23 protein-coding genes are annotated in these 21,053 nt (G+C 66.8%); 12 read left to right on the top strand and 11 right to left on the bottom strand.

From position 1 onward, the window contains the following. Nucleotides 1-3: 3 nt before the first annotated feature. Together PSEMAI1_RS0119705 and PSEMAI1_RS0119700 are read right to left on the bottom strand one after the other, a co-directional pair. The gene (locus PSEMAI1_RS0119705) at nucleotides 4-1,140 is read right to left on the bottom strand and encodes a PilT/PilU family type 4a pilus ATPase (RefSeq protein ID WP_024304519.1); all 1,137 of its coding nucleotides are present in this window, start codon (nucleotides 1,138-1,140) and stop codon (nucleotides 4-6) included. 176 nt (nucleotides 1,141-1,316) lie between these two features. Beyond that, nucleotides 1,317-2,354 (bottom strand): type IV pilus twitching motility protein PilT, encoded by a 1,038-nt coding sequence (locus PSEMAI1_RS0119700; protein WP_024304518.1) that lies wholly within the window; start codon nucleotides 2,352-2,354, stop codon nucleotides 1,317-1,319. Between the two features lie 166 nt (nucleotides 2,355-2,520). On the opposite strand from PSEMAI1_RS0119700, the gene PSEMAI1_RS0119695 reads away from it, so the two are divergent. The 6 genes from PSEMAI1_RS0119695 (at nucleotide 2,521) to aroG (ending at nucleotide 6,911) form a co-directional block, all read left to right on the top strand. After that, on the top strand, nucleotides 2,521-3,231 hold the full coding sequence (locus PSEMAI1_RS0119695; protein WP_029770857.1) for a YggS family pyridoxal phosphate-dependent enzyme: 711 nt from the start codon (nucleotides 2,521-2,523) through the stop codon (nucleotides 3,229-3,231). A 51-nt stretch (nucleotides 3,232-3,282) separates the two neighbouring features. Beyond that, nucleotides 3,283-4,086, top strand: a complete 804-nt coding sequence (proC, locus tag PSEMAI1_RS0119690) for a pyrroline-5-carboxylate reductase (protein ID WP_024304516.1) — start codon at nucleotides 3,283-3,285, stop codon at nucleotides 4,084-4,086. Nucleotide 4,087: 1 nt separating this feature from the next. Then, complete coding sequence (locus tag PSEMAI1_RS0119685; protein ID WP_024304515.1) at nucleotides 4,088-4,669, top strand: YggT family protein; 582 nt, start codon at nucleotides 4,088-4,090, stop codon at nucleotides 4,667-4,669. A gap of 72 nt (nucleotides 4,670-4,741) precedes the next feature. After that, complete coding sequence (locus tag PSEMAI1_RS0119680; protein ID WP_024304514.1) at nucleotides 4,742-5,047, top strand: c-type cytochrome; 306 nt, start codon at nucleotides 4,742-4,744, stop codon at nucleotides 5,045-5,047. Nucleotides 5,048-5,250: 203 nt separating this feature from the next. Next, nucleotides 5,251-5,661: an RNA polymerase-binding protein DksA gene (dksA, locus tag PSEMAI1_RS0119675; RefSeq protein WP_024304513.1), complete on the top strand. Its 411-nt coding sequence runs from the start codon at nucleotides 5,251-5,253 to the stop codon at nucleotides 5,659-5,661. A gap of 173 nt (nucleotides 5,662-5,834) precedes the next feature. Then, nucleotides 5,835-6,911 (top strand): 3-deoxy-7-phosphoheptulonate synthase AroG, encoded by a 1,077-nt coding sequence (aroG, locus tag PSEMAI1_RS0119670; RefSeq protein WP_024304512.1) that lies wholly within the window; start codon nucleotides 5,835-5,837, stop codon nucleotides 6,909-6,911. 79 nt (nucleotides 6,912-6,990) lie between these two features. Here aroG and PSEMAI1_RS0119665 read toward each other — a convergent pair whose 3' ends face one another. Genes PSEMAI1_RS0119665 through PSEMAI1_RS22085 form a run of 5 tightly spaced genes read right to left on the bottom strand, consistent with a single transcriptional unit; the run spans nucleotide 6,991 to nucleotide 9,253 of the window. After that, nucleotides 6,991-7,785, bottom strand: a complete 795-nt coding sequence (locus PSEMAI1_RS0119665) for a TIGR00266 family protein (protein ID WP_024304511.1) — start codon at nucleotides 7,783-7,785, stop codon at nucleotides 6,991-6,993. Nucleotides 7,786-7,816: 31 nt separating this feature from the next. Beyond that, the gene (mobA, locus tag PSEMAI1_RS0119660) at nucleotides 7,817-8,407 is read right to left on the bottom strand and encodes a molybdenum cofactor guanylyltransferase MobA (RefSeq protein ID WP_024304510.1); all 591 of its coding nucleotides are present in this window, start codon (nucleotides 8,405-8,407) and stop codon (nucleotides 7,817-7,819) included. Continuing rightward, complete coding sequence (gene moaE / locus PSEMAI1_RS0119655) at nucleotides 8,404-8,862, bottom strand: molybdopterin synthase catalytic subunit MoaE (protein WP_024304509.1); 459 nt, start codon at nucleotides 8,860-8,862, stop codon at nucleotides 8,404-8,406. Before moaE ends, mobA begins: the two co-directional genes overlap by 4 nt. Nucleotide 8,863: 1 nt before the next feature. Beyond that, the gene (gene moaD / locus PSEMAI1_RS0119650) at nucleotides 8,864-9,115 is read right to left on the bottom strand and encodes a molybdopterin converting factor subunit 1 (RefSeq protein WP_024304508.1); all 252 of its coding nucleotides are present in this window, start codon (nucleotides 9,113-9,115) and stop codon (nucleotides 8,864-8,866) included. Then, nucleotides 9,116-9,253, bottom strand: coding sequence for a hypothetical protein (locus PSEMAI1_RS22085; RefSeq protein WP_198019645.1), 138 nt, complete (start codon nucleotides 9,251-9,253; stop codon nucleotides 9,116-9,118). A gap of 166 nt (nucleotides 9,254-9,419) precedes the next feature. Here PSEMAI1_RS22085 and PSEMAI1_RS0119640 point away from each other — a divergent pair, with 166 nt between their 5' ends. The 6 genes from PSEMAI1_RS0119640 (at nucleotide 9,420) to PSEMAI1_RS0119615 (ending at nucleotide 16,760) form a co-directional block, all read left to right on the top strand. Further along, nucleotides 9,420-10,583, top strand: coding sequence for an HPP family protein (locus PSEMAI1_RS0119640; RefSeq protein WP_024304507.1), 1,164 nt, complete (start codon nucleotides 9,420-9,422; stop codon nucleotides 10,581-10,583). 65 nt (nucleotides 10,584-10,648) lie between these two features. After that, complete coding sequence (locus PSEMAI1_RS0119635; protein WP_024304506.1) at nucleotides 10,649-10,849, top strand: hypothetical protein; 201 nt, start codon at nucleotides 10,649-10,651, stop codon at nucleotides 10,847-10,849. Between the two features lie 12 nt (nucleotides 10,850-10,861). Next, nucleotides 10,862-13,645, top strand: coding sequence for an ATP-binding protein (locus tag PSEMAI1_RS0119630; RefSeq protein WP_156943172.1), 2,784 nt, complete (start codon nucleotides 10,862-10,864; stop codon nucleotides 13,643-13,645). Further along, nucleotides 13,642-14,010 carry a response regulator transcription factor gene (locus PSEMAI1_RS0119625; protein WP_024304504.1) on the top strand — a complete coding sequence of 123 codons (369 nt, stop codon included), beginning with the start codon at nucleotides 13,642-13,644 and terminating at the stop codon, nucleotides 14,008-14,010. The genes PSEMAI1_RS0119630 and PSEMAI1_RS0119625 overlap by 4 nt, the downstream gene beginning before the upstream one ends. A 13-nt stretch (nucleotides 14,011-14,023) precedes the next feature. Then, the gene (locus PSEMAI1_RS0119620) at nucleotides 14,024-16,144 is read left to right on the top strand and encodes an exonuclease domain-containing protein (RefSeq protein ID WP_024304503.1); all 2,121 of its coding nucleotides are present in this window, start codon (nucleotides 14,024-14,026) and stop codon (nucleotides 16,142-16,144) included. Nucleotides 16,145-16,433: 289 nt separating this feature from the next. Next, the gene (locus PSEMAI1_RS0119615; RefSeq protein WP_024304502.1) at nucleotides 16,434-16,760 is read left to right on the top strand and encodes a hypothetical protein; all 327 of its coding nucleotides are present in this window, start codon (nucleotides 16,434-16,436) and stop codon (nucleotides 16,758-16,760) included. Nucleotides 16,761-16,844: 84 nt separating this feature from the next. Here the strand turns inward: PSEMAI1_RS0119615 and fba are convergent, their stop codons facing one another. The 4 genes from fba to gap all read right to left on the bottom strand — a co-directional run bounded on the left by fba (nucleotide 16,845) and on the right by gap (nucleotide 21,039). After that, a complete protein-coding gene (gene fba, locus PSEMAI1_RS0119610) occupies nucleotides 16,845-17,909 on the bottom strand; it encodes a class II fructose-bisphosphate aldolase (RefSeq protein ID WP_024304501.1) in 1,065 nt (354 codons plus the stop codon). A 119-nt stretch (nucleotides 17,910-18,028) separates the two neighbouring features. After that, nucleotides 18,029-18,661 carry a LysE family translocator gene (locus PSEMAI1_RS0119605; RefSeq protein WP_024304500.1) on the bottom strand — a complete coding sequence of 211 codons (633 nt, stop codon included), beginning with the start codon at nucleotides 18,659-18,661 and terminating at the stop codon, nucleotides 18,029-18,031. Between the two features lie 117 nt (nucleotides 18,662-18,778). Continuing rightward, a complete protein-coding gene (locus PSEMAI1_RS0119600) occupies nucleotides 18,779-19,957 on the bottom strand; it encodes a phosphoglycerate kinase (protein ID WP_024304499.1) in 1,179 nt (392 codons plus the stop codon). Nucleotides 19,958-20,025: 68 nt separating this feature from the next. Further along, the gene (gap, locus tag PSEMAI1_RS0119595; protein WP_024304498.1) at nucleotides 20,026-21,039 is read right to left on the bottom strand and encodes a type I glyceraldehyde-3-phosphate dehydrogenase; all 1,014 of its coding nucleotides are present in this window, start codon (nucleotides 21,037-21,039) and stop codon (nucleotides 20,026-20,028) included. Nucleotides 21,040-21,053 lie beyond the last annotated feature (14 nt).

Genomic DNA, 21,053 nt, shown 5'->3' with positions numbered 1-21,053 from the left:
GGTTCAGATGATATCGAGGTGGTCGATGCCCTCGAGCAGGTCGCGGTCCTTGGCCCCCTCGCCGTACAGCTTGATCTTCAGGCGCAGGTCGTTGATCGAATCGGCGTTGCGCAACGCGTCCTCGTAGCTGATCAGCCCGGCCTCGTACAGATCGAACAGCGCCTGGTCGAAGGTCTGCATGCCGCTCTCGCGCGACTTGCCGATCACTTCCTTCAGCGAGGCGATTTCCCCCTTGAAGATCAGGTCGGCCATCAGCGGGCTGTTGAGCATCACCTCCACCGCCGCCACCCGGCCGCGGCCGGTGGCGAGCGGGATCAGCCGCTGCGAAATGATGGCGCGCATGTTCAGCGACAGGTCCATCAGCACCTGCTGGTGACGCTCCTCCGGGAAGAAGTTCAGGATGCGGTCGAGCGCCTGGTTGGCGTTGTTGGCGTGCAGGGTGGCGAGGCACAGGTGGCCGGTCTCGGCGAACTGCAGGCCGTAGCCCATGGTCTCGCGGTCGCGGATCTCGCCCATCAGGATCACGTCCGGCGCCTGGCGCAGGGTGTTCTTCAGCGCCACGTCCCAGCTGTCGGTATCGACCCCGACCTCGCGCTGGGTGACGATGGATTTCTTGTGCGGATGCACGTACTCGATCGGGTCCTCGATGGTGATGATGTGGTCCTGGCTGTGGCTGTTGCGCCAATCCACCAGCGCCGCCAGCGAAGTCGACTTGCCCGAGCCGGTGCCGCCGACGAAGATCACCAGCCCGCGCTTGATCAGCGCCACGTCCTTCAGCACCTCCGGCAGGCGCAGCTGGTCGAAGGTCGGGATCTCGGTATTGATCTTGCGCAGCACCATGCCGGCCATGCCCTGCTGGATGAAGGCGCTGACGCGGAAGCGCCCGATGCCGGGCGGGCTGATGGCGAAATTGGCCTCCATCGAGGATTCGAACTCCTCCATCTGGCGGTCGTTCATCACCGAGCGCACCAGCTCCTTGGTGTGCTGGGCGGACAGCGGCTGCTGCGACACCGGCACGATCTTGCCGTCGATCTTCATCGCCGGGGGGAAGTCGGCCGAGATGAAGATGTCCGACGCGTTCTTGCCGACCGCGTGCTTGAGCAGGTCGTGGATGAACTTCGAGGCCTGGTCTCTTTCCATGATTGCTTCCCATCGTTGCTGGCGCCTGACGCCGATGCCGGGCCTGTCGTGCCCGGTGTTTTAGAGCCGTTACCAAAACCCAGTGCAACGGTCTTGGCTAGGCGCGCGGCCGCAGACAGTACAAAGTTGTACGGCAAGGCCGCGCAACAACGCCAAGAGGGTTTTGTTAGCGGTTCTTAGAACAAGTCCTTGTTGCTGGCCTTCTGCCGCGCCTCGGCCGGCGAGGCGATGTTGCGCCGCACCAGCTCCTGCAGGCACTGGTCCAGCGTCTGCATGCCGTACTGCTGGCCGGTCTGGATCATCGAGTTGATCTGGGCGATCTTGTTCTCGCGGATCAGGTTGCGGATGGCCGGCGTGCCGATCATGATCTCGTGCGCCGCCACCCGCCCGCTGCCGTCCTTGGTCTTCAGCAGCGTCTGCGAGATCACCGCGCGCAGGCTTTCCGACAGCATCGAGCGCACCATCTCCTTCTCGCCGGCCGGGAACACGTCGACGATACGGTCCACGGTCTTGGCGGCCGAACTGGTATGCAGCGTGCCGAACACCAGGTGGCCGGTTTCCGCCGCCGTCATGGCCAGGCGGATGGTCTCCAGGTCGCGCATCTCGCCCACCAGGATCACGTCCGGGTCTTCGCGCAGCGCCGAGCGCAGCGCGTTGGCGAAGCTGTGCGTCTGTTGCCCCAGCTCGCGCTGGTTGATCATGCAGCGCTTGCTCTGGTGGACGAATTCGATCGGGTCTTCCACGGTGAGGATGTGGGAGAAATCGTTCTCATTGATATAGTCGATCATCGCCGCCAGCGTGGTCGACTTGCCGGAGCCGGTCGGCCCGGTCACCAGCACCAGGCCGCGCGGGTAGCTCGCGATCTCCTGGAAGATCTTCGGCGCCGACAATTCCTCCAGCGTCAGCACCTTGGACGGAATCACCCGGAACACCGCCCCCATGCCGCGGTTCTGCATGAAGGCGTTGACGCGGAAGCGGGCGATGCCGGGCAGCTCGAACGAGAAGTCGCACTCCATCATCTCCTCGAACGCCTTGCGCTGGAAGTCGTTCATGATGTCGTACACCTTGTCGTGCACGTCGTGGTGCTCGAGCGGCGGCAGGTTGATGCGGCGCACGTCGCCGTTGACCCGGATCATCGGTGGCAAGCCGGCCGACAGGTGCAGGTCCGACGCCTTGTTCTTGACGGTGAATGCCAAGAGCTCGGAAATTTCCATTTATAATTCTCCCCAATTCGATAGCGCTACGGCGGGCCGCCGACGCCAGACCACCGGCATGACCTTTTCCTGATTGTAAGCATAAGCGTCAGGACTTGGTATGCTGATGCAGTGGGGATAGTCCCTGCCCGTGGCGGCACAGCGTTGCGCTCGCACTTAGGACATCATGACGCCAACCATTCCATCCTCAGCCATTTCGTCTTCCCTGGAGGCGGTGCGCCGGCGGCTTGCCGCGGCCGAGGTCGCCGCCGGGCGCGCGCCGGGCTCGGTGCGCCTGCTCGCGGTCAGCAAGACCTTTCCCTGCGACGCCATCCAGGATGCGTACGCCGCCGGGCAGCGCGCCTTCGGCGAGAATTACGTGCAGGAGCTGCAGGCCAAGGGCGCCGAGCTGGCGGGGCTGGACATCGAGTGGCACTTCATCGGGCCGCTGCAATCCAACAAGACGCGGCCGGTGGCCGAGCTGGCGCACTGGGTGCACTCGGTCGAGCGCCTGAAAATCGCCGAGCGCCTGTCGGTGCAGCGTCCTGAGTCGTTGCCGCCGCTCAACGTCTGCCTGCAGGTCAACGTGTCGGGCGAGGCCAGCAAAAGCGGCTGCGCGCCGCACGAGGCGGTGGCGCTGGCGCAAGCCGTCGCCGCCCTGCCCCGGCTCAGATTGCGCGGCCTGATGTGCATTCCCGAGCCGACTGCCGACCCGGCCCGGCTGGCCGCCCAGTTCACCCTGTTGTGCCGCCTTCGCGACGAACTGGTGCAACAGGGCATGGCGCTCGATACTCTGTCGATGGGCATGTCGTCCGACCTGGAACTGGCGGTGCGCGAAGGCTCGACCCTGGTGCGGGTAGGCACGGCGATTTTCGGTTCGCGATCGTATCCGGCATAATGGGCTGGCCATTTTGGCTACAGTATACAATCGACAAATAGAGGACTCAGCATGCAGATCACCTTCATCGGCGGCGGCAACATGGCTTCCGCCATCATCAGCGGCCTGGTCAGGCAGGGCGACCACAGCATCCGCGTGGTCGAGCCCTCCGCCGACAAGCGCGCCCAGCTCGAGCAGAGCTACGGCGTGACCGCGCTGGAGCAGCCGCCCGCCCAGCTCTCCGCCGCCGACGTGGTGGTGCTGGCGGTCAAGCCGCAACAGCTCAAGGACGTGTGCCTCTCGCTCGCGCCGGGGCTGGACAATGCGCTGGTGGTGTCGATCGCCGCCGGGGTCGGCGTGGCGGCGCTGGCGCGCTGGCTCGGCAGCGGGCGCATCGTGCGGGTGATGCCGAATACTCCGGCCATGGTCGGCAAGGGCGTCTCCGGGTTGTTCGCCCCGCTCGGACTGGACGAGTCCGACAAGAAAAACGCCGCCGCCATCATGGCGGCGGTGGGCAAGGTGTTCTGGGTCGAGAGCGAAGGCGGCATCGACGACATCACCGCCATTTCCGGCAGCGGCCCGGCCTACGTGTTCTACTTCATCGAGTCGATGATCGCCAAGGCGCGCGAGTTCGGCTTCGACGACGCCACCGCGCGGGAGCTGGTGCTGGGCACCTTCGACGGTGCGGTGGAGCTTGCCAAGCAGAGCGAACTCGACGTGGCCACGCTGCGTGCCAACGTCACTTCCAAGGGCGGCACCACCGAGCGCGCCATCGCCCGCTTCGAGGCCGAAGGCGTCAAGGCGGCGATTCAGGCGGGCGTGCAGGATTGCCGGGCCCGTTCCGTGGAGCTGGGACAATTGCTGAGCCAGGACTGAGATGATCGCCGAGACCCTGCAATTCCTGATCAAGACGCTGGCCGGCCTGTTCGTGCTGGTGTTGTTGCTGCGCTTCTACCTGCAGGTGGTGCGGGCGCCGTTTAAGCATCCGCTGTCGCAGTTTGTGATGGCGGTGACCAATTTTGCCGTGCTGCCGCTACGCAAGCTGGTGCCGAGCGTGCATGGCTACGACACCGCCACGCTGCTTCTCGCCCTGCTGGTCGGCCTGCTCAGCAACGTGCTGATACTGGCGCTCAATCCCTTGCCGTACAGTTTCAGCGCACCGGAGACCTGGCTGGGACTGCTGTTCCTGTCCTTGCTGGACGTGTTCCGCCAGTCGTTGTATCTCTTGATGGGGGCGGTCATCGTGCAGGCCGTCATGAGCTGGGTGAACCCGTACAACCCGCTCACGCCGATCCTGGACGCGCTGACCCGGCCGTTCCTGCGGCCGTTCCGCAAGGCGGCCGTGGGAGGGGTGGACCTCTCGCCGCTGATCCTGTTCCTGATCATCCAGGTCATCCTGATGTTGCCGGTTCGCGTGTTGGAAAGTATTTTTCTGACACAACTCAAGGTAGCGTTGTAGGTGTTATGGTTAGCTGTCGGGTTGAGCGCCCGGCATCCGGGTGTATTTCTTTCAGATCTTAAGGAGAGAGGTATGAAAAAGACGCTGCTGGCTGCTGCCATGCTGGCTGTAGTCACAACGCCGGCCATGGCCAGCGCGCAACTGGCCCAGAAATACAACTGCCTGGCCTGTCATTCGATGGACAAGAAGGTGGTGGGGCCGTCGTACAAGGAAGTGGCCAAGAAATATGCCGGCGACAAGGGGGCGGAAGCCAAGCTGGTCGCCAAGGTCAAGGCTGGCGGTTCCGGCGTGTGGGGCTCGGTGCCGATGCCGCCGAACCCGCAGGTCAGCGATGCCGACCTGAAAACGCTGGTGAAGTGGATCCTGTCGCAAAAGTAAGCGGCCCGGGTCGGCATTCGGAGGGCGGCCATGGCCGCCCTTCGTGTCGAATAGGACTTGTCATTCCGTACGAATCGCACTATACCGGGGCACATGAGGAGGGATTTTCCCGGCGGGTCGTCTGTCCAATATAGTTGCAGAAAGACCATGCCAACGGTAATCTTCAGCGCTTGTCTGCCAACTCTATGCTGGAAGCACTAATTATGGCCAAGCTGACCGAACAGGATATCCTCAACTGGGAAGGCGAGGATTACATGAACGCCGACCACCTTGAGTTCTTCAAAGAGCGGTTGTTGCAGATGCAGCAGGAGTTGTTGAGCAACGCCAACGCGACGGCGAACCACCTGCAGGAGCAGGAGGCCACGCCCGACCCGGCTGACCGTGCCACGCTCGAAGAGGAATATGCGCTGGAACTGCGCACTCGCGACCGCGAGCGCAAGCTGTTGCAGAAGATCCAGTCGTCCTTGCGCAACATCGAAGACGGTTCCTACGGCTTCTGCGAGGACACCGGCGAGCCGATCGGGCTCAAGCGCCTGATTGCCCGCCCGACCGCCACGCTGTCGGTCGAGGCACAGGAGCGCCGCGAACGCATGAAGCGCCAATACGCCGACTAACCAGAAGAGCGGCGGAGGTAGACGAAGAAAGCGTCCCAAAAGGGCGCTTTTTTTGTTTTCCGGCCGGTGACGCAGCGAGCCCGGCGGGAGGCCGCGGGGCTTGTCGCAGTGCGCAAAATGCGGGTATTGTGTGATGCTGTCAATACACAGAAAAATGCCCGAGGCGTACCACCATGCAACGACAGACCGACGACGTCCGCATCCGCGAAATCAAGGAACTCCTGCCCCCGATCGCGCACCTCTACGAGCTGCCGATCACCGAAACCGCCTCCGAGCTGATCTACAACACCCGGCGCGAGATCGCCGCCTTGCTGCGCGGTGAGGACGACCGCATGCTGGTAGTGATCGGCCCCTGCTCGATCCACGACCCGGCCATGGCCGAAGAATACGCCGAGCGCCTGATGAAGCTGCGCCGCGAACACGCCCGCGAGCTGGTGGTGGTGATGCGCGTCTATTTCGAGAAGCCGCGCACCACGGTGGGCTGGAAAGGGCTGATCAACGATCCGCACCTGGACGAGTCGTTCGACATCAACACCGGGCTGCGCATGGCGCGCCGCCTGCTGCTGAACCTGAACAACGCGGGCATGCCGGCGGCCACCGAGTTCCTCGACATGATCACGCCGCAGTACTTCGCCGACCTGATCTCGTGGGGTGCCATCGGCGCGCGCACCACCGAGTCGCAGGTGCACCGTGAGCTGGCCTCCGGACTGTCCTGTCCGGTCGGCTTCAAGAACGGCACCGACGGCAACCTGAAGATCGCCGTCGATGCCATCCGCGCCGCCAGCCAGCCGCACCACTTCCTGTCGGTGACCAAGACCGGCCATTCCGCCATCGTCTCCACCGGCGGCAACCCGGACTGCCACGTCATCCTGCGCGGCGGCAAGGAACCGAACTACTCCAGCGAGCACGTGCGTGCCGCCGCGGCCGAGCTGGCCGGCGTCGGCCTACCGCAGAAGCTGATGGTCGACTTCAGCCACGCCAACAGCCGCAAGGACTACAAGCGCCAGATGGAAGTGGCGCGCGACGTGGCCGCCCAGCTGGCGGCCGGCGACACCCACATCTTCGGCGTGATGGTGGAAAGCCACCTGGTGGAAGGCCGCCAGGACCTGAAGCCGGGCTGCGAGCTGGTCTACGGCCAGAGCATCACCGACGCCTGCATCGGCTGGCAGGATACCGAGGATCTGGTGCAGATCCTGGCCGACGCGGTCAAGGCGCGCCGCGCCAAGGTCGGCGTGCCGGCCGGCAAGTGAGCCGCGCGCACCCGAACGACAAAACCCGGCAGATGCCGGGTTTGTCTTTTGGGAGCGGCCCCTGCGTGCCGGGTCGGGCTCAATCCCGGCCGTCGAGCAGGTCGCCCAGACCGCCCAGCACCGAGCCCTGCTCGCTGGAGCGTCCGCCGGCTTTCGGGCTGGCGGCGACCAGCCGGTCGGCCAGCCGCGACAGCGGCAGCGACTGCAGCCATACCTTCCCCGGTCCGGTGAGGGTGGCGAAGAACAGCCCTTCGCCGGAGAACAGCGCGCTGCGGAGCTTGCCGACGAACTGGATGTCGAAGTCGACCGAGGGCTGGTAAGCCACCACGCAGCCGGTGTCGACGCGCAGCGTCTCGCCCGGCGCCAGCTGGCGTTCGGTCAGCGTGCCGCCGGCATGCAGGAAGGCGTAGCCGTCGCCTTCCAACTTTTGCATGATGAAGCCTTCGCCGCCGAACAGCCCGGTGCCGATCTTCCTCTGGAAGGCGATGCCGAGGCTGACGCCCTTGGCGGCGGCGAGGAAGCTGTCTTTCTGGGCGTACAGCGTGCCGCCCAGCTCCCACAGGTGCACCGGCACGATCTTGCCGGGATAGGACGCGGCGAAGGCGACCCGCTTCTTGCTCAGCCCCTGGTTGACGAACACCGTGGTGAACAGCGATTCGCCGGTGAGCAGGCGCTTGCCGGCGCCCATCAGTTTGCCCAGCAGCCCGCCCTGCGACGCCGAACCGTCGCCGAACACGGTGTCCATGCTGATGCCGTCTTCCATGTAGTACATCGCGCCGGCTTCGCCGACGGCGGCCTCGCCGGGGTCCAGCTCCACTTCGACGTACTGCATGTCGTCGCCGAAAATCTCGTAATCGATCACGTCCATGGCCATGCGCGTTCTCCTGACTGTCGGGGCTATTCCATCATGCTAGCCCAGCCGGGCCGGCGGCGGCCAGTGCCGCCAGCGCGGCGGGGGTGTTGAGGTTGGGCAGCGGCTGGTCGAACGGGACGACGACATGGTCGAGTGTGGCGAGCCAGCCACGGATGGCGCGTCCGCCGTCGGCGAGATAAGCGTCGAGCGCTGCCCCGAGGCCTGGGCGCAGCGCCAGCAAGGTCGGGTGCCAGTGCTCGGGGTCGCGCACCGAGGCGGCATCGACGCCGCTCTCCAGCGCCACCAGCAGACGGGCGGTGAGGTCGGCGGGCAGCCGTACCGCGTCGCACGGCAGCATCAGCAGGGTGTCGTCCGGGGCGGCGGCGAGGGCGGCCGATAGTCCGGCGAGCGGGCCGGCATAGTCGGGCAGGGTGTCCGGCAGCACCGTATGGCCGAAGGCGCGATAGGCGTCGAGGTGACGGTTGGCGGAGATCAGGATGTGCGCCGGCGGCGGCGTCTGCGCCGCCAGCGCGGCCAGGGTGTGGCCGATCAGCGGTTGGCCGAACAGCTCGATCAACCCCTTGTCCTCGCCGCCCATGCGCGTGGCGCGCCCGCCGGCCAGGATCAGCGCGCTGTAGCTCATTGCCAGCGCCCGGCGGCACCCTCGTCGCTGGCCTTGGCCTCGACCCAGCGGCTGTGGCCGTCGGCGCCGATTTCCTTCTTCCAGAACGGCGCGCGCGTCTTGAGGTAGTCCATCAGGAATTCGCAGGCGGCGAAGGCGGCGGCGCGGTGGGCGCTGGCGGTGACCACCAGCACGATCGGTTCGCCCAGCGCCAGCCGGCCGACGCGGTGGTGGATCAGCGCCGCCGTGAGTGGCCAGCGCTCGCGCGCCTCGGCGACGATGGCGGCGAGCGATTTCTCGGTCATGCCGGGGTAGTGTTCCAGTTCCAGCGCGGCGACGTCGTCGCCGTCGCCATGGCGGCGCACCACGCCGACGAAGCTGACCACGGCGCCGATGCCGGGGTCGGCCGACAGCCGGGCGATTTCCTGGCCGGCGTCGAAGGCGGCGGCGTTGACGCGGACGGTGAAAGCGTCCATGTCAGCCCCCGGTGACCGGTGGGAAGATCGCCACTTCGTCCCCGGCGGCCAGCGCGGCCTGGGGCGCGGCGAGTTCCTGGTTGACCGCCACACGGAACACGCGGCCCTCGGCCAGCTCTTCGGCCCAGGCGCCGCCGCGTGCGCGCAGCTCGGCCAGCAGCGCGGCGACGGTGGCGGCCTCGCTGTCCAGCGTCTCGGCATCGCGGCCGAAGGCGTCTTTCAGGCGGGCAAAGTACAGCAGTTTCAGTTTCATCTATTTGGACTCCTTCCCGGCATCCCGTTTGCCGTGGCCGGCCAGCATCACCCACAGGTGAAAGGCCAGGCCGGCCAGCGGCACCAGCGCCAGGATGACGACGAAAACCCATTCCAGGGGGGATAGCAGTTCGCTCATGTTGCCAGTGTACGCAAGCCGGGCCTCCGGGCCAATGCTGCGGATGGCGGGCCGGCGGCTGGTCGAAAGTATTAGGGTGTGTTCACGGTCGTTTATCCACAGCGATAAAACTACTACGAACATACTGAAAGTGGTATATGGAATACATGTTCATTACAATGGCCGGATGAATTCCTTCGTCCCCACCCCTTCCCTGTCCGCCACCCTGCGCCGCCGTCTCGGCCGCTGGTGGCCGGAACCCCTGGTCATCAGCCGGCGCGAGCAACTGGCGGTGGCCGCCGCCGCGCTGGCCGCCATCGCGCTGACGGCGCTGATCACGCATCTGGCCGTGGGCCAGGCGCCCTGGCTGGTGGCCTCGATGGGCGCGGCCGCGGTGTTGCTGTTCGCGCTGCCGAGCAGCCCGCTGGCCCAGCCCTGGCCGCTGGTCGGCGGCCATGTGCTGTCGGCCGCCATCGGCGTGGTCTGCGCGCGCTGGGTGCCCAACCCCTGGCTCGCTGCCGGGATGGCGGTCGGGCTCGCCATCTTCGCGATGATCTCGTTGCGTTGCCTGCACCCGCCGGGCGGGGCGATCGCGCTCAACGCGGTGATCGGCGGGCCGGAAATCCATGACATGGGTTTCGGTTTCGTGCTGTGGCCGGTGCTGCTCAACGCGCTCGCCATGCTGGCGCTGGCCTTGCTGCTCAACAACCGCGTGTTGCGTCGCCCCTACCCGCGCCCGCTGCCGCAGCCGAACCGCCACCTGATCCGCGATCCCAAGCCGCTGGAGCGGCTGGGCATCCGCGATGAGGACGTCGAGGCCGCGCTGGCCGGCTTCAACCACCTGCTCGACATCAGCCGCAGCGACCTGGAGCAGGTGATGACCCTGGCCGAGATGCATTCCTATCGGCGCCGCCTCGGCGACATCCGCTGCCGCGACATCATGTCGCGCGACCTGATCAGCCTGCGGCCGGACGCCAGCCTGCAGGAGGCGTGGCGCCTGCTGCGCCGGCACAAGGTGCGTGCCTTGCCGGTGCTCGGCGAGTTTGGCCAGGTGCTGGGCATGGTGTCGCTGGTGGACTTCCTCAAGCGACTGGACGGCACGCCGCAGGGCCTGCGCGAGCGCGTGGCGCGGCTGTTGGGCGGGCGCGGCGCCGACAACCGCGTGGCGGCGATCATGAGCACGCCGGTGGTCAGCGTGCGCGAGAATCTGCATTTGGTCGAGCTGGTGCCGCTGTTCGCCGACCGTGGCCTGCATCATGTGCCGGTGGTCGGCACGGACGGCACCCTGTGCGGCATGATCAGCCAGTCCGACCTGATCGCGGCGCTGTACCAGGGCAAGCTGGCCGGTTAAGGCCTCTGCCGGCGACAGCGGGCTTGTGCTTATAATGGGAGCATAACCATACCGGGGAGAGGGCCATGCAGGGCAGCATTCTCAGGGGACCGCGCCTGGTCGCGCTGTTTCTCGCCGGTTGCCTGCTGTTCAACTACCCGGTGCTCGCCCTGTTCGACCGCCCGGCCGAGCTGTTCGGTCTGCCCCTGTTGTTCGTCTACCTGTTCGCCGCGTGGTTCGGCCTGATCGTGCTGATGGCCTGGATCATCGAGCGCCGGCGCGATTGAGGCGGGCCGACCTTGCGCCTGGTTCCGGTCATCGTCGTCGTTTCCCTGCTCTACCTGGGGCTGCTGTTCGCCGTCGCCTGGTGGGCGGACCGGCGTGCCGACCAGCGCCGCTCGGTGATTGCCAACCCCACCGTCTACGCGCTGTCGATGGCGGTGTATTGCACCACCTGGACCTTCTACGGCAGCGTCGGCCGCGCCGCCGGTTCGGGCGTCGGCTTCCTGCCGATCTATCTTGGGCCAACCCTGGTGATGGCGCTGGGCTGGTTCCTGCTGTTGAAGATGATCCGCAGCGCCAAGGCCAACCGCATCACCTCGATTGCCGACTTCATCGCCTCGCGCTATGGCAAGAGCCAGCTGTTGGGCGGGCTGGTGACGGTGATCGCGGTGGTCGGCGTGGTGCCGTACATCTCGCTGCAGCTCAAGGCGGTGTCCGGCAGCTTCGACATCCTGCTGCAGTACCCCCAGGCGCTGATGCCGCGCCGCGACGTGGCGCCGCCCTTCTTCGCCGACAGCACGTTCTACATCGCGCTGATCCTCGCCGCCTTCACCATCCTGTTCGGCACGCGCCACCTCGACGCCACCGAGCGCCACGAGGGCATGGTGGCGGCGGTGGCGCTGGAGTCGGTGGTCAAGCTGGTGGCCTTCAGCGCCGCCGGCCTCTTCGTCACCTACGGCCTCTACGACGGCTTCGGCGACATCTTCCAGCGCGCCCAGGCGGTGGAGCGGCTGCGCCTGCTGGCCGGCTCGCTGGCGCAGAGCCAGGGCTACGCCACCTGGTTTTCGCTGACCCTGCTGGCGGCGCTGGCGATGCTGTTCCTGCCGCGCCAGTTCCAGGTGGCGGTGGTGGAAAACGTCAACGAATCGCACCTGAAACGCGCCATCTGGCTGTTTCCGCTCTATCTCTTGCTGATCAACGTGTTCGTGCTGCCGATCACGCTGGGCGGCCTGCTGCACTTTTCCGGGCAAGCGGTGGACGCCGACACCTTCGTGCTGACGCTGCCGGTGGCCGCGCACCAGGGCGCGCTGGCGCTGCTGGTGTTCATCGGTGGCTTGTCGGCCGCCACCGGCATGGTCATCGTCGAGACCATCGCGCTCTCCACCATGGTCTGCAACGACCTGGTGATGCCGCTGCTGCTGCGCTGGCGCCGGCTGGCTCTGGACGCCTCGCGCGATCTGTCGGGGTTGTTGCTGGCGATCCGCCGTGGCGCCATTGTCGTCATCCTGCTCTTGGGCTACCTCTATTTCCGTCTCGCCGGCGAGGCCTACGCCCTGGTCGGCATCGGCCTGATCAGCTTCGCCGCTGTCGCCCAGTTCGCGCCGGCGATGATCGGCGGCATGTATTGGCGCGGCGGCACGCGCGACGGCGCGCTGGCGGGGCTGACGGCCGGCTTCCTGGTGTGGGGCTACACCCTGCTGCTGCCGTCGTTCGCCAAGTCCGGCTGGCTGCCGGGCAGCTTTCTCAGCGACGGGCCGCTCGGATTGTGGCTGCTCAGGCCGCAGCAGCTGTTCGGCCTGTCCGGGCTGGACGAGATCTCGCACAGCCTGTTCTGGAGCCTGTGCGCCAACATCGGTGCCTACGTCGTGGTGTCGCTGCGCCGGGCGCCCAGCGCCATCGAGGCGAGCCAGGCGCGGCTGTTCGTCGACGCGCTGAAGCACTCCCGCCCGGTCGGGGTGGCGCTGTGGCGCGGGCGCGCCGACAGCGGCGAGCTGCAGACGCTGGTCGGGCGCTTTCTCGGTCCGGAGCGGGCACGCATGGCCTTCACCGCCTACGCCCGCCGGCACGGCGTGAGGGACCCGGCGCTGCTGGAGGCCGACGCCGACCTGGTGCACTTCGCCGAGGCCCAGCTGGCCGGCGCCATCGGCAGCGCTTCGGCCCGGGTCATGGTGGCGTCGGTGGTGCAGGAGGAAGCGCTGTCGCAGGCCGAGGTGATGGACATCCTCGACGAGGCCTCGCAGCTGCGCCGCTACAGCCGCGAGCTGGAGCACAAGTCGCGGCAGCTGGAGGCTGCCACGCGCGAACTGACGGCGGCCAATGCCCGCCTGCAGGAGCTCGACCGGCTCAAGGACGACTTCATGTCGTCGGTGACGCACGAGCTGCGCACGCCGCTGACCTCGATCCGCGCCCTGTCCGAAATCCTGCTCGACGACCCGGACATCCCGCCGGAGGAGCGTCAGCGCTTCCATGCCATCATCGTCGGCGAGACCGAACGTCTGACGCGTCTGGTGAACCAGACCCTCGATCTCGCCAAGATCGAGTCCGGCAACGCCGAGTGGCACACCACCGAAATCGACCTGAAGGAACTGGTGGCGCAGTCGGCCGAAGCGACCGGGCAACTGTTCCGCGACAAGGGGGTGACGCTCACGCTGGACTTGCCGGACAGCGTGCCGCCGCTCCTGGCCGACCGCGACCGCCTGATCCAGGTGATGCTCAACCTGCTGTCGAACGCCGCCAAATTCGTCGAGCGCGATGCAGGCCGGGTGACGGTACGGCTGGCCGAGACGCCGGAAGGGCTGCGCGTGGACGTGGCCGACAATGGCAAAGGCATCGCGCCGGAGGATCAGCAACTGATCTTCGAGCGCTTCCGCCAGGGCGGCGGCGGCATGACGGACAAGCCGGCCGGCACTGGCCTGGGCCTGCCGATCAGCCGCCATATCGTCGAGCACTTCGGCGGCCGGCTGTGGGTGGAGAGCACGCCGGGTGCCGGAGCGACTTTCTCCTTCGTGCTGCCGCTCGGGAGTGTGGGACAATGGAATGACATACGCAGCACCCAGACTGCGAGAGGAGACAAGGCATGACCAAGACACTGCTGATCGCCGACGACGAGCCCAACATCGTCATTTCCGTCGAGTTCCTGATGAAGCGCGAGGGCTTCGAGGTGCTGGTGGCGAGAGACGGCGAAGAGGCGCTGGCGAAGATCCGCGAGCATCGGCCCGACATCGTGCTGCTCGACGTGATGATGCCCAAGCTGAGCGGCTTCGACGTCTGTCAGGAAGTCCGCGCCGATCCGGCGCTCGCCGGCGTGCGCATACTGATGCTGACCGCCAAGGGGCGCGAAACCGAGGTGGCCAAGGGCTTGGCGCTGGGCGCCGATGTCTACATGACCAAGCCCTTCTCGACCCGCGAGCTGGTCGAGAAGGTCCGCCAACTGCTCGGCCAATGAGGAGGCCGCGCCGATGACGCCGTCGCGCAAGCTGGGGCTCGCCGCCGGGGCGGTGTGTCTCCTCATCGTTGCCGCGCTTGCCGCCACGGCGTGGCTGAGCTGGCTGTCGGCGCGTGGCGCGGGGCTGGCGTTCAACGACCTGGTGACGACGCTGCTGATCCTGGGGCTGGTGTGCTGCGGCCTCGCCGTGACCGCGCTGCGCGAACTGGCGGCCCGCTATGTGCGGGCGCCGTTGCGCCTGGCGGAGGAAGTCGCCACCGTGGTGGCCGACGGCGCGCGCCGGGTGAAAACCGACGGCGGCAGCGAGTTGGACGCGCTGGCCCGGGCCATCAACGAGCTGGCCACCGCGCGCGAGGCGCTGCAGCGCGACGTGGCGGAACAGGTGCGGCAAGCGCAGCGCTCGCTCGAAGCCGAGAAGAACCGCCTTGCGGCACTGATGGCGGAGCTGCACCAGAGCGTGGTGGTGTGCAATCTCGACGGCCGCATCCTGCTCTACAACCAGCGCGCCCGCGCCGAGGTGGGCGACGAGCTGCTGGGCCTCGGGCGCTCGATCTACGCCATCTTCGATCACGGGCTGATCGCCTACGCCCTGGAGAGCGTGAGCCAGCGCCTCGGGCGCGAGGAGGCCCCGGCCGCCGAGTTCGTCGCCTCCACCCGCCCCGGCCTCTTGCTGCGCGTGCACCTGGCGCCGGTGCTGGGCGGCGAGGCGGAGGGTGACGCCACGGAGCCGGCCATCGCCGGCTTCGTGCTGATCCTCGACGACATCACCGCGAACTTCGCCGAGGAGTCGCAGCGCGATGCCGTGATCCAGGGCTTCACCGAGGGCGTGCGCGGTCCGCTGGGCAGCCTGCGCGCCGCCGCCGAGACCTTGTCCGACTACGCTGACATGGGCGACGAAGAGCGGCACCGCTTCCTCGACGTGATCCGCGACGAAGCGCAGCAGCTGTCGCAGCGGCTGGAGCAGGCCGCCGGACACTACGGCGATGCACTGCAGGCGCGCTGGCCGCTGGAAGTGGTGCGCGGTGCGGACCTCGTCACGGCGGGCCTGAAGCGGATCACCGGGCAGACCGGCGTGCCGTGCAAGGCGGAAGAGCTGGACGATACGGTGTGGATCAAGGTCGACAGCTTCTCGCTGCTGCAGGCGCTGAGCTACCTGACGGGACGCCTGAACGACGAATACGGCGTGCGCGAGGTACGGCTGGCGCTGTCGCGCACCGGGCATCATGCCCAGCTCGACCTGATCTGGAGCGGCACCGCCATGAACACCGAGACGGCGATGGCCTGGGAGCTGGACGCGATGCGCGGCGCCGGGGTCAGTGCGCCGTCGGTGCGCGAGGTGGTCGAGCGCTGCAACGGCGAGATGTGGTTCGAGCGCCAGCGCGCCGCGCACCGCGCCCTGTTCCGCATGTTGCTGCCGCTGGTCGAGCCGAACCGCGAGCGCGGCGGGGAACGGCGCTTCCTGCGCGGCGGCAGCCGGCCCGAGTTCTACGACTTCGACCTGTTCCGCTGGTCGGAGGGCGGGCATGCCCTCGACGACCGTCTGCTGTCCGAGCTCTCCTACACCGTGTTCGATACCGAGACCACCGGCCTGCAGCCGGCGGCCGGCGACGAGATCATCCAGATCGGCGCCACCCGCATCGTCAACCGCCGCCTGCTGCATCATGAAGGTTTCGAGCAGTTGATCGACCCGCAACGCTCCTTGCCGGAAGAGTCGATACAAGTCCACGGCATCACGCCGGACATGCTGGCGGGCCAGCCGCGCATCGACACCGTGCTGCCGGCCTTCCGCGCCTACTGCGCCGACACCGTGCTGGTGGCGCACAACGCGGCCTTCGACATGCGTTTCCTGCAGCTCAAGGAAGAGGCGACCGGGGTGCGCTTCGATCAGCCGGTGCTCGATACCCTGCTGCTGTCGGCGGTGCTGTATCCCAATCAGGAATCGCACCGCCTGGAGGCGATCGCCGAGCGGCTGGGAGTGACCATCATCGGGCGGCACACCGCGATGGGCGACGCCATCGTCACCGGCGAGGTGTTCCTGAAAATGATCCCGCTCCTCGCCGACAAAGGCATCCGCACGCTGCGCGAGGCGCGCGAGGCCTCCGAGAAGACCTACTACGCGCGCATCCACTACTGAGGCCGGGTGCTTCGTTTTCGCCGCGCAGCCGCCGTGCCGAGTCCGTGGCGTAAGTTTCGGCCCGGCATCCGCTGCCCGGGCCGCCCGTCCGTCGATCGCAACGCTCTCGACGGCGGTATCCCTGGTCGCTGACGGGAAAGCCATGGGCGGGAACATTCAATCTTTAAATAAAAATGATTATCAATTAATATCGAATGGACGGAGTTGTCAGGAACCGGATTTCCACCATTTGGGAGCCCCTATGCAAGAATATTCCACCGATCGCATGCCAGCCGCGATGGCGTGCACCATGAGTGCCGATCCGTGGGAATTCGAGCAGTTGATGGGCGAGCACCAGACCCTGATACGCGGCTATGGCCAGGCACAGGCGCGCTGTAGCAGCCTGATCCGGCAGCAGGCGGCCGAGATCGAGCGGCTGGAGGGCGAACTGATGCGCCTGCGCGCAACGATGATGATGCGTGATACCGCCCTGTTCTGGATGCAGGCGGACTATGTCGTGCTGGAAGCCGCTCCCGGCGTGAGCTGGCGGGAGGCATGGGCGCGGCGTCTCAAGGAGGGGCTGGCGCGTCTTCAGGAGGCGATGCGCAAGAGGAGCGCTCTGCCGCATGGAGCGTAGCGGATGATCCCGTGAGACGGGGATGCCCTGATGAAAAAAGCCGCCCGGGTCGAGGCGGCTTTTTGCTGGAGGACGGCGAGCGTCTTACTTGACGATCTGGGCCAGTTCGCCTTTCAGGTACTTGTTGGCCATGGTGTCCAGGTTGATCGGCTTGATCTTGCTGGCCTGGCCGGCGGCGCCGAAGGCTTCGTAGCGGGCGATGCAGATGTCGCGCATGGCGTCGGTGGAGACCTTCAGATATTTGCGCGGGTCGAACTCTTTCGGGTTCTGCGCCAGGAAGCGGCGGATGGCGCCGGTGCTGGCCAGGCGCAGGTCGGTGTCGATGTTGACCTTGCGCACGCCGTGCTTGATGCCTTCGACGATTTCTTCCACCGGCACGCCGTAGGTCTCGCCCAGCTCGCCGCCGAACTCGTTGATGATCTGCAGCCATTCCTGCGGCACCGACGAGGAGCCGTGCATCACCAGGTGGGTGTTGGGGATGCGGGCGTGGATTTCCTTGATGCGGTCGATGCGCAGCACGTCGCCGGTGGGCTTCTTGGTGAACTTGTAGGCGCCGTGGCTGGTGCCGATGGCGATGGCCAGCGCGTCCACGCCGGTGTCCTTGACGAAGCGGGCGGCTTCTTCCGGATCGGTCAGCAGTTGCGAGTGGTCCAGCACGCCCTCGGCGCCGACGCCATCTTCCTCGCCGGCCATGCCGGTTTCCAGGCTGCCCAGGCAGCCGATCTCGCCTTCCACCGACACGCCGCAGGCGTGGGCGAAGTTGACCACGGTGCGGGTGACGTCGACGTTGTAGTCGTAGTCGGCTGGGGTCTTGCCGTCGGACTTCAGCGAGCCGTCCATCATCACCGAGGAGAAGCCGAGCTGGATCGAGCGCTGGCAGACGTCAGGGCTGGTGCCATGGTCCTGGTGCATCACCACCGGGATGTGCGGGAATTCTTCCACCGCAGCCAGGATCAGGTGGCGCAGGAACGGCGCGCCGGCGTACTTGCGGGCGCCGGCCGAGGCCTGCACGATCACCGGCGCGTCGACCTTGTCGGCGGCTTCCATGATGGCGCGCATCTGCTCGAGGTTGTTGACGTTGAAGGCCGGCAGGCCGTAGCTGAACTCGGCTGCATGGTCCAGCAGCTGACGCATCGAAACGAGTGCCATGGGTCATTCTCCAGAATAAGGCAAGGTGTCGTCATGGCGACGGCACCGCTATCAAATCAATAAAGCCGGCCGAAGCCGGCGCGAGTCTGTTTCCGCGTATCCGGCCGCGGAATGGACTCTCAGTGCCGGCTGACGCCGGACAGCGCCACGCCGGCCGCCATGAACGAGCCGCCGGCGAAGCGGTTCATCCAGGAGAGCCGCACCGGGCTGTTGAGCCACACCCGCAGGCGCGAACCGCCGGCGGCGTAGGCCAGTTGCCAGCTACTCTCGATCACGTAGAAAGTGCCGGCCAGCGCCAACAGCTGCGGGCCCTGCGGCGCGCTGGCATCCATGAACTGCGGAAACAGCGCGGTGAAGAACACGAAGGCCTTGGGATTGCTCATCGCCACCAGGAAGCCGGTGCGAAAGCGCTGCCATGCATTGCCCTGGGCTGCGCTGTCGGCATCCGGCCCCTGCCCCAGCGGCTCCGGCGCCGCGCGCCAGGTCTTGATGCCGAGCCAGATCAGGTAGGCCGCACCGGCATACTTGACCACCGAGAACAGCAGTTCGGACGCCGCCAGGATCGCTCCCAGCCCCGCCGCCGAACCGGCCATGATCAGTCCCAGCGCGGTCAGCAAGCCGGCCAGCGTCGGCAGGGTGCGGCGCACACCGTAGCGGATGCCGTGCGACAGCGCCAGCAGCATGTTGGGTCCCGGCGTGGCCGAGACGAAGAACACGGTGACGAGGAACAGCAGCCAGGTATTGAACGACATGGGTTTGACTCCGTTGGGGTGGCGGACCCTATAGAGTCCGCCACCCGGGCTGTAGTGTCCAGCCTACTCGGCGGGCTGTTGCGGCGCCGCCACCGCCCAAGACAGGTTCCGGCCGCCTTACTGCGCGCGCTGCTGCAGAATCGCCACGGCCGGCAGTTCCTTGCCCTCGAGGAACTCGAGGAAGGCGCCGCCGCCGGTGGAGATGTAGCTGATCTTGTCGGTCACGCCGAACTTGGCGATGGCCGCCAGCGTGTCGCCGCCGCCGGCGATCGAGAACGCGTCCGATCCGGCGATGGCGTGCGCCAGGGTCTCGGTGCCGCCGGCGAACTGGTCGAACTCGAACACGCCGACCGGGCCGTTCCACACCACGGTGCCGGCTTTGGCGACGATGTCGGCCAGTTGCTGCGCCGAGTGCGGGCCGATGTCGAGGATCATGTCGTTCTTGGTGACGTCGTCGAGCTGCTTGAGGGTGTCCTCGGCGTTCTCGGCGAACTCACTGGCGCAGACCACGTCGGTCGGCAGCGGCACGTCGCCGCCGTGGGCGCGGATCTTGGCGATGACCTTCTTGGCCTCGGCCACCAGTTCCGGCTCGGCCAGGGATTTACCGATGCCGTGGCCTTCGGCCAGCAGGAAGGTGTTGGCGATGCCGCCGCCGACGATCAGCTGGTCGACCTTGTCGGCCAGGGCCTCGAGGATGGTCAGCTTGGTCGATACCTTGGAGCCGGCGACGATGGCCACCAGCGGGCGCGCCGGCGCTTCCAGCGCCTGCGACAGCGCTTCCAGCTCGGCGGTCAAGAGGATGCCGGCACAGGCCAGCGGGGCGTACTTGGCCACGGCGTGGGTCGAGGCCTCGGCGCGGTGCGCGGTGCCGAAGGCATCGTTGACGAACACGTCGCACAGGGCGGCGTAGGCGCGGCCCAGTTCGTCGTTGTTCTTCTTCTCGCCGCGGTTCAGGCGCACGTTCTCCAGCATCACCACTTCGCCCGGACGCACGCTGAGCGGCTCTTCCTGCCAGTTGCCGTTGACCGGCACCGGCTGGCCCAGCAGCTCGGCCAAGCGCTCGGCCACCGGGGCCAGGCTGTCTTCCGGCTTCGGCTCGCCCTCGGTCGGACGGCCGAGGTGGGTCATCAGGATCACCCCGGCACCGGCTTTCAGGGCGTGCAGGATGGAGGGCAGGCTGGCGCGGATGCGGGTGTCGTCGCCGATGGTGCCGTGCTTGAGCGGCACGTTCATGTCGACGCGGATCAGTACGCGCTTGCCGGCCAGGTTCTGTTCGGTCAGTTTGAGAAATTGCATGGCTCTATCCGTACGGACGCCGCGCCGTGGCGGGTGGGCCGAAGGCGCGGCGTAGGTCGATCAAAGGCTTACTTGGCGGCGAACAGCGCGCGGGCGGTGCGCAGCATCTGCTGGCAGAAGCCCCACTCGTTGTCGTACCAGGCCAGCACTTTCACCATGTTGCCGTTGGAGACCTTGGTCAGCGTGGCGTCGAACACCGAACCTTCGGTGGTGTGGTTGAAGTCGGAGGAGACCAGCGGCAGGGTGTTGTAGCCCAGGATGCCCTTCATCGGACCTTCGGCGGCGGCCTTGACGATGGCGTTCACTTCTTCGACCGAGGTGGCGCGGCCGGCTTCGAAGGTCAGGTCGACCAGCGACACGTTGATGGTCGGCACGCGCACCGCGAAGCCGTCCAGCTTGCCCTTCAGCTGCGGCAGCACCAGGCCCACGGCCTTGGCGGCGCCGGTCTTGGTCGGGATCATGTTCTCGGTGGCGGAACGGGCGCGGCGCAGGTCCTTGTGGCGCACGTCGGTCAGCACCTGGTCGTTGGTGAAGGCGTGGATGGTGGTCATCAGGCCCTTGACGATGCCGAGCTCGTCGTTCAGCGCCTTGGCCACCGGGGCCAGACAGTTGGTGGTGCAGGAGGCGTTGGACACCACGGTCATGTCGGAGGTCAGCACGTCGTGGTTGACGCCGTAGACGATGGTGGCGTCGACGTCGTCACCGCCCGGAGCGGAGATCAGCACCTTCTTGGCGCCGGCGTCCAGATGCAACTGGCACTTTTCCTTGCTGGTGAAGGCACCGGTGCATTCCAGCACCAGGTCCACGTTCAGCGCCTTCCACGGCAGTTCGGCCGGGTTGCGGGTGGAGAAGAACGGGATCACGTCGCCGTTGACGATCAGGTTCTTCTCGTCGTGGCTCACCTCGGCGGCGAAGCGGCCGTGCACGGTGTCGAACTTGGTCAGGTGGGCGTTGGTCGCCAGGTCGCCCGAGGCGTTGACGGCCACGATCTCGAAATCGCCGCGCAGGTTGTATTCGTAGATCGAGCGCAGGGCCTGGCGGCCGATACGGCCGTAGCCGTTGATCGCGATACGGATGGTCATGTAGGTTCTCTCCC

This window comes from Pseudogulbenkiania sp. MAI-1 (genome assembly GCF_000527175.1).
GTDB lineage: Bacteria > Pseudomonadota > Gammaproteobacteria > Burkholderiales > Chromobacteriaceae > Pseudogulbenkiania.
This window is presented reverse-complemented; position numbering and strand designations above follow the sequence as displayed.